This is a genomic window from Paenibacillus sp. V4I3 (assembly GCF_030817215.1).
In the GTDB taxonomy this organism is placed as follows: Bacteria; Bacillota; Bacilli; order Paenibacillales; family NBRC-103111; genus Paenibacillus_E.
The window spans coordinates 1,944,455-1,958,463 of record NZ_JAUSZA010000001.1; the positions used below are offsets into that span (position 1 = coordinate 1,944,455).

At 45.8% G+C, this 14,009-nt stretch carries 12 protein-coding genes; 4 read left to right on the forward strand and 8 right to left on the reverse strand.

Translation table 11 applies throughout. From position 1 onward, the window contains the following. The first annotated feature begins 75 nt into the window (after positions 1-75). Both QFZ77_RS09040 and QFZ77_RS09045 read left to right on the forward strand, forming a co-directional pair. Complete coding sequence (locus QFZ77_RS09040) at positions 76-1,011, forward strand: ABC transporter ATP-binding protein (RefSeq protein WP_307438651.1); 936 nt, start codon at positions 76-78, stop codon at positions 1,009-1,011. Then, positions 995-1,939 (forward strand): ABC transporter permease subunit, encoded by a 945-nt coding sequence (locus tag QFZ77_RS09045; protein WP_307438653.1) that lies wholly within the window; start codon positions 995-997, stop codon positions 1,937-1,939. The genes QFZ77_RS09040 and QFZ77_RS09045 overlap by 17 nt, the downstream gene beginning before the upstream one ends. 78 nt (positions 1,940-2,017) lie before the next feature. Here QFZ77_RS09045 and QFZ77_RS09050 read toward each other — a convergent pair whose 3' ends face one another. The 3 genes from QFZ77_RS09050 to QFZ77_RS09060 all read right to left on the reverse strand — a co-directional run bounded on the left by QFZ77_RS09050 (position 2,018) and on the right by QFZ77_RS09060 (position 4,322). Continuing rightward, a complete protein-coding gene (locus QFZ77_RS09050) occupies positions 2,018-2,752 on the reverse strand; it encodes an HAD family hydrolase (protein WP_307438655.1) in 735 nt (244 codons plus the stop codon). 80 nt (positions 2,753-2,832) lie between these two features. Further along, a complete protein-coding gene (locus tag QFZ77_RS09055; protein WP_307438657.1) occupies positions 2,833-3,285 on the reverse strand; it encodes a bactofilin family protein in 453 nt (150 codons plus the stop codon). A gap of 5 nt (positions 3,286-3,290) precedes the next feature. After that, complete coding sequence (locus tag QFZ77_RS09060) at positions 3,291-4,322, reverse strand: peptidoglycan DD-metalloendopeptidase family protein (protein ID WP_307438659.1); 1,032 nt, start codon at positions 4,320-4,322, stop codon at positions 3,291-3,293. A gap of 199 nt (positions 4,323-4,521) precedes the next feature. On the opposite strand from QFZ77_RS09060, the gene QFZ77_RS09065 reads away from it, so the two are divergent. Beyond that, positions 4,522-5,613 (forward strand): ParM/StbA family protein, encoded by a 1,092-nt coding sequence (locus QFZ77_RS09065; protein ID WP_307438660.1) that lies wholly within the window; start codon positions 4,522-4,524, stop codon positions 5,611-5,613. 60 nt (positions 5,614-5,673) lie between these two features. Here the strand turns inward: QFZ77_RS09065 and QFZ77_RS09070 are convergent, their stop codons facing one another. From QFZ77_RS09070 to QFZ77_RS09085, 4 genes are all read right to left on the reverse strand, one after another. Then, positions 5,674-7,044: a GerAB/ArcD/ProY family transporter gene (locus QFZ77_RS09070; RefSeq protein WP_307438662.1), complete on the reverse strand. Its 1,371-nt coding sequence runs from the start codon at positions 7,042-7,044 to the stop codon at positions 5,674-5,676. Positions 7,045-7,110: 66 nt separating this feature from the next. Further along, positions 7,111-7,341, reverse strand: coding sequence for a hypothetical protein (locus QFZ77_RS09075; RefSeq protein ID WP_307438664.1), 231 nt, complete (start codon positions 7,339-7,341; stop codon positions 7,111-7,113). Between the two features lie 2 nt (positions 7,342-7,343). Next, entirely contained in the window at positions 7,344-8,516 is a 1,173-nt protein-coding gene (locus QFZ77_RS09080) for a Ger(x)C family spore germination protein (RefSeq protein WP_307438666.1), read from the reverse strand. Beyond that, positions 8,503-10,179 carry a spore germination protein gene (locus tag QFZ77_RS09085; protein ID WP_307438668.1) on the reverse strand — a complete coding sequence of 559 codons (1,677 nt, stop codon included), beginning with the start codon at positions 10,177-10,179 and terminating at the stop codon, positions 8,503-8,505. Before QFZ77_RS09085 ends, QFZ77_RS09080 begins: the two co-directional genes overlap by 14 nt. Positions 10,180-10,445: 266 nt before the next feature. On the opposite strand from QFZ77_RS09085, the gene cls reads away from it, so the two are divergent. Beyond that, positions 10,446-11,873, forward strand: a complete 1,428-nt coding sequence (gene cls / locus QFZ77_RS09090) for a cardiolipin synthase (RefSeq protein WP_307438670.1) — start codon at positions 10,446-10,448, stop codon at positions 11,871-11,873. A gap of 28 nt (positions 11,874-11,901) precedes the next feature. Here cls and ligD read toward each other — a convergent pair whose 3' ends face one another. Then, positions 11,902-12,795, reverse strand: coding sequence for a non-homologous end-joining DNA ligase (gene ligD, locus QFZ77_RS09095; protein ID WP_307438672.1), 894 nt, complete (start codon positions 12,793-12,795; stop codon positions 11,902-11,904). Positions 12,796-14,009 lie beyond the last annotated feature (1,214 nt).

A 14,009-nucleotide genomic window follows, 5' to 3' on the forward strand; every position in this document is an offset into this window, starting at 1 on the left:
GAGATTACTAGGCAAAGCGGTTAAGGTAGGGTAGCATTGGGTTATATTGGTTAAAAGTTAGGGGGAGTGTTAAGGATGACGGCAACAACAGATGCCATTATGCCGATAGTAAAAATCGATCAAATTACAAAACGAATCGGTTCTAAGACGATTATTGATAAATTAAGCTTTGAGGTGCCGCGGGGCGAGGTGTTTGGGTTTCTGGGTCCGAACGGAGCGGGAAAAACGACAACCATTCGGATGATGGTCGGACTCATGTCGATCACGGAAGGGGATATACGGATTAGCGGGTATTCGATTCGCACCCATTTTGAGCAAGCGATTCGTCATGTTGGCGCCATTGTGGAAAATCCGGAAATGTACAAGTTTCTGAGTGGTTATCATAATCTGGTCCATTACGCGAGAATGTTCCCGGGCATTGAGGAAGACCGGATTCATGAGGTCATTGATCTTGTTGGTATGGAAAATAGAATCCATGATAAGGTCAAAACGTACTCCCTCGGTATGCGCCAAAGGCTTGGAATTGCTCAAGCTTTGCTGCATAAGCCTTCAGTACTCATCCTGGACGAGCCTACCAATGGGCTGGATCCAGCAGGTATTCGCGAGCTGCGTGATCATTTACGGAAGCTTACCCGGGAGGATGGGATATCGGTCATCGTGTCCAGTCACTTACTATCGGAGATGGAGTTAATGTGCGACCGTGTCGCCATTATTCAGAACGGGAAGCTGGTGGACGTCAGACTGATTAAAGAATTTGTTCAAGCGGATGGCAAGCAGCAGGTGGCTTTTGAGGTGGCGTCGATGAATCAAGCTTTGACATTAGCAGCAGAACACGGAGCAACAGTGGAAGTAGCTGGGAATGACCTTATCATGAATCTCGATAAGCAAGAAACCGCTGCGTGGAACAAAAGATTCGTAGAGGCAGGGATTGCGGTCTACGGCATCCGAGCGGCAATCAAATCCCTGGAAGATCAATTTTTAGAAATGACGGGAAGTGATCCGATTGCTTAATCTCATTCGAAATGAACAGATGAAAATTTATCGTAGGCTGCGAACTTGGATTCTAAGTGGATTATTGATTGCCATTGTCGTATTAGCTGCACTGTTCTCACATTCGGGCTATAGTGCAAATGAAGAATGGAAGACAAGAGCGGCGGAATCGATTGAGCACAATCAGAAAGAGCTGGAAAATCCGGATGTGCCGGCCAAATTTAAACAGCAGATGAGGGAGGACATAGCGCTCCAGCAGTACATGTTGGATCATAATTACCCTCCGACAGATAACACCTTATGGGGTGGCACCTTAAGCGCGGCAGGATTAATCATCATGGTTACGTTATTTACCGTGATTATTGCCGGAGATATGGTCGCTGGTGAGTTTACATGGGGGACGATTAAGCTGCTGCTCATTCGTCCTGCCAGCCGAGCGAAGATTCTCTTGTCTAAGTATCTAACAACGCTTCTATTTGCAGCTACTCTGCTGATTGTGATGTTTATTACTTCTCTGATTGTGAACGGGTTCCTCTACGGATTTCAGAATCTAAGCCTTCCACACCTGACTGTAAATGCAGCAGGACAAGTTCAGGAAGGGAATATGCTGGTGTATGTGTTTGCAACTTATGGACTAAAGCTGATCGAACTCGTCATGATCGTGACGATGGCCTTTATGATCTCGACCGTATTTCGGAGTTCTTCACTAGCCATTGGCCTTAGCATTTTCATCATGTTCGCGGGGCAAATTATTACGCTATTGCTGATGAGATACAGCTGGGGAAAGTATTTCTTATTCGCCAACACGGATCTCACTCCCTACTTAGAGGGGCAGCCGCTGGCAGAAGGGATGACGCTTGGTTTCTCTATCACCGTTCTGCTCTTCTACTTCTTATTGTTTAATGTGCTCTCTTGGGAAATATTCCGCAGACGCGATGTAGCCGCCTGATTATCGGGTGGAATAGAGACTAACGGATACCAAAAAGGACGACTCCTAGGTTATGAAACCTTTGGAATCGTCCCTTTCTCATTTTTGAATATACCCGTGGATGGTATCAGGAACTTCCTGCAAGGAGTTCAACTGATAGAACGCCCCTTTGGGGGTGATGTCGATGGTTCCTTTGTTGTACTCCCAGTCCTGCTGTACAGGAATGTGAATCGAGTGAATACCCGCATGCAGCGCAGGCAGTACATCTGTTTTGATCGAGTTGCCGATCATCCATGTGTGGTTGCGATCAAAACGCTGTTCATTCATGATCGTTTCCATGTATTCTCTCGTCTTATGCACCGTAACAAAGATGCGATCATCAAAGTAGGTGTCTAAACTCAAATCCTTCACTTTTTTCATTTGGATGGATGCATCGCCACCTGTGTATAAGAACAGTCGGTGTCCGGCTTTCTGGAGATGATCGAGTGTTTCGTTCATTTGCGGATAAGGCTCTGCCGTGTATTCATAGACAGTGTGGCCTAATTGCATCAGCCATGATTCTTCTTTTACATTAGTTGGACGGTTATACTGTGCGGCAAACCATTGGTACGTCTCAACAAATGATTTGGGAAAACGATCCGGCATAAAGCCATGAATGTGGATGCCAGCAAGATCGATTTGGAGCTGCTTCTTTTTGATATCCTGTGCGCTAAGTCCGTGCCCAGAATACCAAGTGAGCATAAGATCGATAAACTGGTCAATCACGAAGTCAAAATATTTATTACAATGCACTAACGTATCATCAAGATCAAAAAGTATCGTCTGTTCTCTCATAGGCCCTGTCTCCTGCATCAGTTAGAAATGAATTTCCAACTATTATAACATGCGCCTAGCCCCAAACCTAGGCGAGACTATTACATAGCCACCGTATTCCCCTTAAATGCCCCATTTGCGGATGAGGCAGGTTTATTCCCGTTCTCTTGCTCACCGTTTTGGAGAGGAGCAGTTGTTGATGTTTTCGAGTCCATTTTACTGTTTCCTTGGAATAGTCCACCTTCTTCAATGATAAAGGAAGCCGCGCTGATATTGCCTTGAAGGGAACCTGTAGAAGTAATTGTCAGCTTGCCCTTGGTTATGATGTTACCCTGCACACTTCCTGCCAGTACAACGTCTCTTGCAGAAATATTGGATTTTACTACGCCATTTTCTCCTATAATAACATCCCCTGCGCATTCGATATCACCTGTAATGCCGCCTTCAATGCGAATGCTTGCTTCTGATTTGATGCGGCCTTCAAAGGTTGTACCTTCTCCAATCAAAGTATCTGTTGTATTCGGATTCATGAAGTCTTTCTTTTTCTTAAACATGGTGATTATTCATCCTTTCGAATCGCTTTGAGATAAGGTTTGGGATCGATGCTTTCCCCATTTTTGAGTACTTCATAGTGCAGATGAGGTCCAGTACTGCGTCCCGTGGAGCCGACTAGGCCTATAGAACTACCTTTTTCTACGGTATCTCCCTTGTTCACTAAAATTTTATTTAAATGCATGTACCAAGTGCGCAATCCCTTTGAATGCTCGATGACGATATTGTTGCCATGGAACATATCCTTCCCCGTACTGACGACTTTGCCGTCTGCGGTTGCATAGACAGGATCATTCTCACGGGCACCGAAATCAATGCCGGAATGAAAGCTTGGACGATGCGTAAAAGGGTCCGTACGGTAGCCGAACGTTGAGGTGACGACCTTGGTGGTAGTCGGCCACAAGGTTGGGGTAATGCGAAGCAATTGCTGCTTATCGGCAACCTTTTGCTTCGTTACGGTTAAGCTGGATTGCAGCTCTTTCACTTCGCTGTTAAGAACCGTGAAGGAAGCTAACGTCTGCTCACCAAGCTTTATAATGTCTTCCTGAGAAGCTGGATTAGGACTTCCGCCAATGCCGCTGTCGAGGGCAGGGAGCTTTCCATCTGCTTCCGCAGGTTTATCCTGTTTGCTGGATGACGTGCTGGCAACAGCTGTGCCGGTTGTGTTTGCGTCGATCCCGGCAATCGATTTGAGATCACTTTCGAATTTCTTCATCTCTTCGACTTGTGTTTTCATTTGTTCGGCTTGCTGAGACAGTTGAATAACTTCATTCTGTAATTGTTCGATGGCCTTGTCTTTGGAATTTAATGCAGCACTCCATTGCTGGTTAGCCCCTGTTAGCTTAGTTTGTAAAGCGCTAGCCTTTTTTAAGGTATTTGCATGCATCACATAAGTGATTATAGAAATTAGCAGTAGCACGGAGAGGCATGCTGCAGCGATATAAGCGAATAAATGGGGAATACGAAACCTGACGACCGATTGGTTGGCATCTGGAATGATGACTAGCGTCAGTTTTTTGGGTTTCCAGTTGAGCTTCATAAAGCTTAATTGTCTCCTGTCGTGGTTGAATTTGGTAAAGTTCATATTCCTGTACTTCATTCGTCATATTTTGATAAAAACCTTCCTAATACCTACTAGTCCTAGATAAAATGAGTCGAAAGTAGGAAGGAATCTTGTCGGATATAATCGAATGTACTTAAGAAATACAGGAAGTTGTAGATATGGAGTGTAGCCGCTAATGATAAAGCTTGCAGGTATCGATATAGGGAACGATAGTATTAAACTGGTGCTGGATGGTTCTAGAGAACCGTTAGTGATCCCGAATATCATTGCACCGGGATACGAAAGACATATTTTGCAGGAAGAGGATTCACCATTGAAAGCGCTGGATGTGATGATTTACAGCCCATCCCTTTCACAAAGAAATCAACGCTATTTCGTCGGACAACTTGCTTTGGAACACGAAGATAACCTAGAGCTTGAAGATACGGATAATAAGGCGATATCGGATCAATCCCTTATTGTTGCGCTTACTGCGCTAGCTTATCAAGGTCTCACCAACCAAGCCTTTAATGCTGGGTACGGAAATGCAGACGAAGTCGAATATACGCTCGGAACCGGTTTGCCTGTTCGTGCGTTTGCCAAGTTCAATCAGCAATTCGAGCAGAGGCTAATTGGTGAGCATGAAGTGACGTTTCTATCCACTCCACAATTCCAAAACCGCAAGATTAAAGTATCGGTGCGCAAGGTTGCAGTCTCCATTGAAGGTGCGGCAGCAATGTTCCATTTGGCAACGCACGACAGCTTGCAAGTCAAGGATGAAGAAATTTACAACGGCTGCATCGGTGTTTGCGAGATCGGTGCGCTGACAACGGACTTCCCTGTTATCAAACGGATGGCCATTGACAATCACTTCAGCCATGGCGAGCAAATTGGCATCGCTACTTATCTGGATGCCGTCATTCGCGATGTCGAAGATGCCTACGGCTACGTGTTTCCAAGCCGCGCGAAGCTAGTTCAGCGAGTGAAGAATCGTGAGTTTACGATTCAACTCCTTGGCGAAGGACAGGTTGATATTCGGCCGATCGTGGATCAGCATTTCCGCCGCGCGGCTTTGCGCATGATCGAGATGATCAAAAAGCGCTGGCGCAAATATCCCGATATTCAATGCTTCTATGTGATTGGTGGAGGCGCAACAGCCCTGAAACCTTATATCCAAGAAGCCGCAGGGTCGTTAAAATTACGATTCGCGAATGAAAGCGAATATCTAAATATGTATGGCTACTTGAAAGTGGCCAAAAGTAGGTTAAGCCAGTCAGTTCCTGATTAACCATGTAACGTGCCTGTTTATACGGGTGCGTTTTTTTTAATACATTTTTTTGCCGCTAAATCATCTACCTGCTTCTGATTGCTTCGAAAGGTTCACCTCCATATAAGTTGTCATGAGCGTAAGGAATAAACAACAAGCAAAACACATAGCGCAGGCCGTGCTCATGATGGGCTTATACTTGCCGAAGGCAAGTCCGATGGCAATGCAGACAGTGGAGAAGACAATCAGGATATTGCCCAGCCATAGCCATTGCTTGTAGGAGAATCGTACAGTGGTCTTGGTCATCTGCTCGGGAGGAGTTTTAGTAGAATTCCCACTGTCGCTGGGTGAAGCCACTGGATGAGATTGCTTCCGCTGCTTGATCTTCGCGGCAGCGAATAGGATACAGATGACGAAAGGCTGATATCCTAGGACGATGAGCGGCATGCTGAAATTCGCGAAGGCGAGCAGCTCCGTGATACTCTTGAACGATAGAATCGTCGTAAACGCCACCAAGAGGGCGACCTGTTTGTTAATGACGGGATAGTTGCGCTCCTTGATGATCGAGCTAATGCCTAAGAGAATCGCTAAATATATTGCGATCATTTTGCAAGCTAGAACGGGTAACCAGATAGTCAGGAGAACGATATCAAGCCGATCGAGAAAATCCGTCACATGAATCATTTGCACCAAATTGTAAGCGGGATATATGAAATTCGCAGACATTTTCGGTCCCAAAACGGTAAGTACCAAAAAAATGATAAGCGTGAACAGGCAAATACCGAGCATGGATCCGTGTCGGATCGCAGAACGGATTTGATTGGCGTTGTACATCGTGTGCAGAAAGGCGCCGAGAATGAAAATATCACCTGCACTTCCGATGGCAAGCAGGTTGCTGAAGGCCAATTGTTTGAACGGAATTGTGAGAACAGGCATAGCGAGCCGAAGATTGAATTCGTTCGATAGCAACAGCGGCATCGACAAAGTCGCGATGACGAAGAGAGGATAGAACATGTCGTTGACGCGAGCGACGATTTCAACGCTGCTTCTCCCAAAATAAATCAGATACAAACAGGGCACCAGAACTAAGATTTCGACGGGTGTGTTGTGCAGCAACAACGTGGAATTATATTTCGACGCGCAAGACATATCCTGTACGAGAATTTGCCAGAAGTGGAACAAAATTAAGAGATTGACGACAGTACCGCCCCAGCGCCCCAGCAAATGTATGGATATTTCGAAAATATTCCGCTTGGGAAACATCTTCACTAAATATCCGAAAAAGGCTGCAATCACAAATATATAGAAAACAGATAGGATATAGCTGAACCACGCATCCATCTCACTTACTCGAATCAGTACATTTTGCAACGTTAAGATGCCTCCGCTTGTGATGACAGAAGAGGTCAGCCACGCCAGCTGTCTCTGGTTGATCACTTGTTTTTTATCCATGAAAGACACCGCCTTTTCGATTGCTTCAAGGGCTGATCACTGAATGATTGATTTGTTGATTTGCGATCAAATACCCATTAAATGACTAAACCAAGGGGAGACCGTGTGGATAAAGAAGCGCGAAGGCATCGGAATGGGTACGTGTAAATATTTGGTCATGAAGAGTGCAAATGTGACAAAGGTAATTAGCCCATACGTCACCTTTACACTGCCTTTCTGCTGCTTAAGTACCTTGCGGTCTATCAAAAGACTGGCAATCATAATGAATAGAAAGCTCAGTATAAATATGCTGTTCATCGCTAGCTCCCATCCTTGATCACATTCTGATTGATAAGACCGGTTTCAGTGATGGAGGCTTCAACCTTGATGCGGAATTCAGCTTCTTTAAACACATCTCGCCACTGTTTTTTTAAACCATTGTTCCACGTATTAGGATGACTCCTCCAAACCATTAAACCCAATTGCGCTGAATCGGTCCCTTCCTTTTGCATTTGCTTAATGGCGGCTTGGACGCATTTCTTCACTTGCTCTGCGAATTTACGCTCCACCTTGTGGATGGCCTCCGGCTTGTTGAGATCTTGTTCGGATAAATCTTCACCAATGACCCCTTTAGCCTCTATCGTAGCTTGAAAGATAACCTTGTCTCCTTGCAACACAGGTTTGATAGCTGTATGTCCTTCCTTAACGAGAATGGAGATATCTTTGCCTGATTCCAATGGAAAAGTGAGTAGATGTTCTCTAACATGGTTTTTTAGCCACATGAGTCCATTCGCCTCCTGGTTCCTGTAAATGCCAACCATTCGGTCTCCTTTGAACTGACCATAGCCGATTAACTGAATTTCTTGAGAGGGCTGCTTGGTTCCTTGGGATTCCTTGGGCTCGAGGTAACTTAAAATAGGATCACTGTTAAAGCTAAGCGCAAGGCCAATTTCCTTCGTCGATGTCGCCATCGCACGGCGCGATTTGGTTATTTCGCGAATGACTTCGGAGGGAAAACGTTCAAACTTGGGCTCCGCATTCAGAAGGTCGTAGCCTCTGCCCTTCGTCACGACCAGAAAACAGGTCAGCCGGCTCTCCGGTGTGCGCGCCGCATCGTCAAACATGATCGCAATGCCTGCTTTGGCAAGCTTTTCGCCAATGACGATCGTGCGCCGATGTGATAGAAACAATCTGCGCGACATTCGCATCTGCAGCTTACTCGTTGCTTCGCGTATCGTCGTTCCGACCTCCGAATCTATATAGTAACTTTTGCCTCCGCTCGTACCGCCTCCACCCCCGCTGGCGCCACCCATGGAACCGGGGAGGGGTAACATATAGGTAACGCGATACTTGCCGTCGTCCTCCAGATCAACGGAAGAGGTGAGCACAAAGGCGATATCGTTGGTTTCTGTACGATCCCAACAGCCTGTCAGGAATGTCAGCATGAGGGTGATCATCATCCCAAACACAAAAAGACGCCTACGATGAGTCATCTGAGTTGCCCTCCTCACTCGCTTTATGCTCATGCTGAATTCTTCTTCCGGTTACGCCTCCGTCCTCCTCGATTTGCTGAGGCAGCTTGTGATCCATGCGCTGTGTGTCTTGAATCGCCATAAATGCAGGACGTTTCTCCATCGCCCACAAAGGAGAGCGAACCAGCGCATCCTGTAAGTCTCCAGCGGATAACGGTCCTAATGGGGATAAATATGGCACTCCGAAGGAACGTAAATTCGCCATATGTCCGAACAAAATCAGCAAGCAGAAGATGATTCCGTAGAAACCGAATACAGAGGCAACGATTAGAAAGGGAAAACGCAGCATCCGAATAGCGATAGCGCCGTTATAACGCGGGATGGTGAATGAAGCAATCCCTGTAATGGATACGACGATGACAATCGGTGCGGATACGATGCCGGCTTGGACAGCGGCTTGTCCAACAACGAGCGCACCCAAGATGGAGACAGCGGAGCCAACCGCTTTGGGCAATCGAATACCTGCTTCGCGTAAGGCTTCGAATGTAATTTCCATGATGAACGCCTCAACAACGGCAGGGAACGGAATCGCTTCGCGGGCGGCAGCAACACTTAACATCAGTGTTGTCGGTAGTAGTTCATGGTGGTACGTCGTTATAGCGACATACAGAGCAGGTGCCGTGAGCGACAGAAATAAGAAAATGTATCGCAGCAAGCGTAATAGTGTACCGATTTGGAATCGCTCATAATAATCCTCACTCGCTTGCATAACCTGTATGAACACGAACGGGACAATGAGTGCAAAGGGTGTGCCATCAACGAGGATGGCTACTCGTCCTTGCAGGAGAGCACTGGCGATGACGTCCGGACGCTCCGTATTTTGGATCTGTGGAAAGGGTGAATACGCATCATCTTGGATGAGTTCTTCAATTATGCCTGATTCCATAATGGCATCGATCTTAATGAGCTCGAGCCTCTTAACCACTTCCTCGACAAGGGATGGCATCGCCAAGTCGTCAAGATAACAGATGACGAGATTGGTATTGCTCTCTTTGCCAACACTCATGGATTTCATCTTGAGTCGAGGTGTCTTCAATTTGCGGCGGATCATTGAGGTGTTCGATCGGATACTCTCTACGAACCCTTCCTTTGGTCCGCGTACGACGGTTTCCGTCTCCGGCTCGCCAACGGAGCGCTTCTCTGTACCGCGAATACCAAGCAGAATGGCTTTCGCGTTGCCTTCTACGAGAAGAGCGGCATCCCCGCCGAGAACGGACACGAGCAGGTCTCCGTAATTATCGGAGATCTGTGTCTGAGACACGGGCAGTATCGTGCCCGCGATGCGGTCGATTGATGTTTCGCCGCCACCCAGGAGCATTAACGATTTCATCGTTTCGTTGAGCAGTTGGGTGTTGGTGAGTCCATCAACGAAGAGCAGCAATGCCGGAATGTGCGGCTCTATCTCGAATTCACGGACGACAACATCAGAGCAGTCCTGAAACATGGCTTTAATAAATTCATGATTTTCATGTAGAAGAAGAGATATTTTAGTTTGCTTAAGCTCTTCGATGAAGTGATAGTCTAACGAATCACTAAGCTCAGATTGCTCATTATTCTCACCCAGTCTATCTGATGGGCGTTTACGCAGGATACTTTTCATCAATTGTTTGGATGCTTTAACCATGCGTGGGGCCCTCCTGCTGCAATCTGGATGAAGATTATAGGAATGTGTTTCATATTTTTCTCGAAATGAAAGGATTTTATTACGAAAGTTGGAAAATTTTATTCGGTGGAGCCCGAACTGTAGGATGGGTATAGATGAGTAGCGCTTGGCAAAAGCTATCAGGACAAGAAATTGCGGGGAAATTTTCGCACCAAATTTGACCAACACGCTCGTTCTTAACGACGGCGTAAATCGTTTATCTTTTTTTGGCAGAGGAGATGGAGTTTTTGTTGTGGGTTATCATACTACTGCTGCTATTCATTTTTCAGACCGCAACGATTCTGATCGGCGAATACAAACGGCCAGCTAAAACGGTAGCCTGGCTGCTCGTTTTGTTTATTTTTCCAATCATCGGATTTATCATGTACTATTTCTTAGCCAAGGAATATACACAAAGGAAAATGGTTCGGCGCAGAGGACGTCGCAAAATGGATGAAATGAAACATCAATGGATGTATAAGGAATCGGCTGCGATTGCGAATAATGCGGAGAGTTATCAGCTGTTTGAAGAGTCGCGTCTTTGTGGACTGCTCCATAACATTCCGGGCTCACCCATTACTCAGAAGAATCGAGTTGAAGTGCTGACTAATGCGGAAGTCACTTACGAGGCTATGATAAAGGCGATTGAACAAGCGAGAAGTCATATACATTTTGAATTTTATACCATAAGACATGATGAAACCGGTGTGAGATTTCAAGAAGTTCTAATTCGTAAGGCGAAGGAGGGTGTCAAGGTCAGAGTTATTTATGACGGGGTAGGCAGTTATACGCTTTCAGCGGCTTACATAAATAAGTTTAAGCAAGCCGGGGTTGAAGTGCATCCTTTTTTGCGTCCGCTCATTGCATTCTTCGATAAACGAATGAACTACCGCAATCATCGGAAAATCATTGTCGTTGATGGATTGGTGGGGTTCGTTGGCGGTATTAATATTGCCGATGAGTACTTAGGGAAAGATCGAAAGCTTGGTTTCTGGCGGGATACCCATCTCATGCTGCACGGGGATTCAGTATATTATTTGCAGCAGACATTTATGACAGACTGGATGTTCGTTAGCAGGGAGCGATTGGCTGAAAAATCGTTATTTCCTGAGCATCATGAACCGCAAGCCTCGTTGGTCCAGGTTATTTCAAGCGGTCCAGATGCCCACTGGGATGCTATTCAGGAGATGTTCTTCGCAGGTATTATAGCAGCTAAGAAGCGAATTTACATGACAACGCCATATTTTATTCCGGATCCCAGTATCACTATGGCACTCAAAACAGCGGTAATCAGCGGCGTTGATGTCCGTATTATTCTCCCTTACAAATCAGATTCCCAAATCGTTCAGTACGCATCGCGATCCTATCTGCTTGAACTGATGCAGGCGGGAGTACAGTTCTATTTATATCGCAAAGGCTTCATGCACGCTAAGGTCATGATTATTGACCACTTGATGGCTACAGTAGGTACGGCGAATGTGGATATGCGCAGCTTTTTTAGCAACTTTGAATTGAATGCTGTGATGTTTAATAAGGATGAGATTGAGCGTTTAGAGGCTGACTTTTTAATGGATTTGAAGGATAGTGATGAGTTGAAATTAGCCCAATTTGAGATGAGGTCCCGCATGGAAAAGGGGAAGGAAGTCATTGCCCGATTATTATCTCCCTTGTTCTAATAGAGTAGTTCTGTTAGAGGCTACTAAATTATTTTAGACGCTCTATGATGGCGTTCAAATTTTGTGGAGGGACCTTCTCAATGAGGTCACCATATGTTCTCAAACGGTTCATTACCGTATGTAAGTTGAAATCACGAATGTTAGGACGCAGCTCAACCTCTTTCCATAATAGGGGGGTGGAAACAGAGGCGTCCTTTTTGGCGCGTGGTGTATAAGGAGCGGATAATGTTTTTCCATACCAGTGTTGTAGGTAGTCTACATAAATTCTATCGCCGCGATTTTTCTTGAACCTTTCGATGGTAAAAAGATTAGGATATTTTTTCACGACAAAGGCGCCTATAAAATGACCGATACGGCGAAGCTGTTCAAATGTGTAGCCATGCTGAATAGGGATGTAGATCTGAACACCTGTAGCCCCTGAGGTTTTGGGAACCGACTGAATATGCAGGGAATCCAACACTTCTCCAATGATGTGGGCAGCCTCCATAATACGCGGCTCTTCCTCTAGCGAAGGATCGATATCGATCACCCATTCTGCTGGCAGCGTCTCGCCAATTCGGTGGAAGGAAGGATGAAACTCCAAACAAGCCAAATTTCCCAGCCATATAAGGGTGGGTAACGAGTCTAGATTGATGTAATTAATGCCATCCAGCGGCGCCAGCTTCACGAAGCTAGGTACCGGATCGGGGGCATTTTTTTGATAAAAGGATTTTTCGTTATACCCATTAGGAAAACGAATGGTTGTTAAGTGGCGATTTCGGCAATAACGCAGCAGGAAAGGAGACAACTCAGTTAATTTAGCGAGATAATCGGCCTTGGTAATGCCCGTTTCAGGCCATAAAAGCTTGTTCGGGTTCGTAATAGTCAGCTCATGCCCTTCCACGAGCAGCGTTCCTTTGGTTCCTTTGCTTGTGACCGCCATGTATAATTCGTCCCTCCTGATATGGATTTACATCCGATTATTCCCCGTGAGGAGGGATCTCAAACTGTCTCTGAGAAGTCCTTTTCGGACTTCTCAGAGACAGTTTGCTACTTTATGACGTTGAGAAGTCTATTTCGGCTCTCTCAGCATTCATTTGTCGGTAAACAAGCATCTTTCTGTCTCTGAGAAGTCTTTTTCGGACTTCTCAGCAACACTTTGCTACTTAATCGACGGTGAGAAGTCCATTTCGGCTCTCTCAGCATTCATTTGTCAGTTAACAAGCATCCTTCTGGCTCTGAGAAGTCCTTTTCGGACTTCTCAGCAACACTTTGCTACTTTATCGACGTTGAGAAGTCTATTTCGGCTCTTTCAGCATCATTTGTCGGTTAACAAGCATCCTTCTGGCTTCGAGAAGTCCTTTTCGGACTTCTCAGCAACACTTTGCTACTTTATCGACGGTGAGAAGTCCATTTCGGCTCTCTCAGCATTCATTTGTCAGTTAACAAGCATCCTTCTGGCTTCGAGAAGTCGTTTTCGAACTTCTCAGCAACACTTTGCTACTTTATCGACGGTGAGTAGTCCATTTCGGCTCTCTCAACATACATTTGTGGTTAACAAGCATCCTTCTGGCTTCGAGAAGTCGATTTCGGACTTCTCAGCAACACTTTGCTATCTTATCGACGTTGAGAAGTTCATTTCGGCTCTCTCAGCATTCATTTGTCAGTTAACAAGCATCCTTCTGGCTTCGAGAAGTCTTTTTCGGACTTCTCAGCAACACTTTGCTACTTTATCGACGTTGAGAAGTCTATTTCGGCTCTTTCAGCATCATTTGTCGGTTAACAAGCATCCTTCTGGCTTCGAGAAGTCCTTTTCGGACTTCTCAGCAACACTTTGCTACTTTATCGACGTTGAGAAGTCTATTTTGGCTCTCTCAGCATTCATTTGTGGTTAACAAGCATCATTCTGGCTTCGAGGAGTACTTTTCGGACTTCTCAGCAAAGGTGAGAGCTCGAAAACCGAGCTTTCGCTGAGCAGTGACTGACATGGACTCGGAAAACGTGCCTAAAAGTAGATAGAACCGTGGGAGGTTGTCATTTGAAGGTTGAGAAGTCGATTTACGAGCTTTCAGCTGAGGTGGAGGGTTTGGCGTAGGTGCAAAAGCTCGAAACCAAGCCTTCACAAGCAGCACTTCGCAGAAGCTAACGTATTCTTGC

Excerpts from the sequence above, each read along its gene's own strand:
- QFZ77_RS09040 (WP_307438651.1), top strand. The coding sequence starts at position 76 with ATGACGGCAACAACAGATGCCATTATGCCGATAGTAAAAATCGATCAA.
- QFZ77_RS09050 (WP_307438655.1), bottom strand. The coding sequence starts at position 2,752 with ATGAGAGAACAGACGATACTTTTTGATCTTGATGATACGTTAGTGCAT.
- QFZ77_RS09055 (WP_307438657.1), bottom strand. The coding sequence starts at position 3,285 with ATGTTTAAGAAAAAGAAAGACTTCATGAATCCGAATACAACAGATACT.
- QFZ77_RS09060 (WP_307438659.1), bottom strand. The coding sequence starts at position 4,322 with ATGAAGCTCAACTGGAAACCCAAAAAACTGACGCTAGTCATCATTCCA.
- QFZ77_RS09065 (WP_307438660.1), top strand. The coding sequence starts at position 4,522 with ATGATAAAGCTTGCAGGTATCGATATAGGGAACGATAGTATTAAACTG.
- QFZ77_RS09070 (WP_307438662.1), bottom strand. The coding sequence starts at position 7,044 with ATGGATAAAAAACAAGTGATCAACCAGAGACAGCTGGCGTGGCTGACC.
- QFZ77_RS09075 (WP_307438664.1), bottom strand. The coding sequence starts at position 7,341 with ATGAACAGCATATTTATACTGAGCTTTCTATTCATTATGATTGCCAGT.
- QFZ77_RS09080 (WP_307438666.1), bottom strand. The coding sequence starts at position 8,516 with ATGACTCATCGTAGGCGTCTTTTTGTGTTTGGGATGATGATCACCCTC.
- QFZ77_RS09085 (WP_307438668.1), bottom strand. The coding sequence starts at position 10,179 with ATGGTTAAAGCATCCAAACAATTGATGAAAAGTATCCTGCGTAAACGC.
- ligD (WP_307438672.1), bottom strand. The coding sequence starts at position 12,795 with ATGGCGGTCACAAGCAAAGGAACCAAAGGAACGCTGCTCGTGGAAGGG.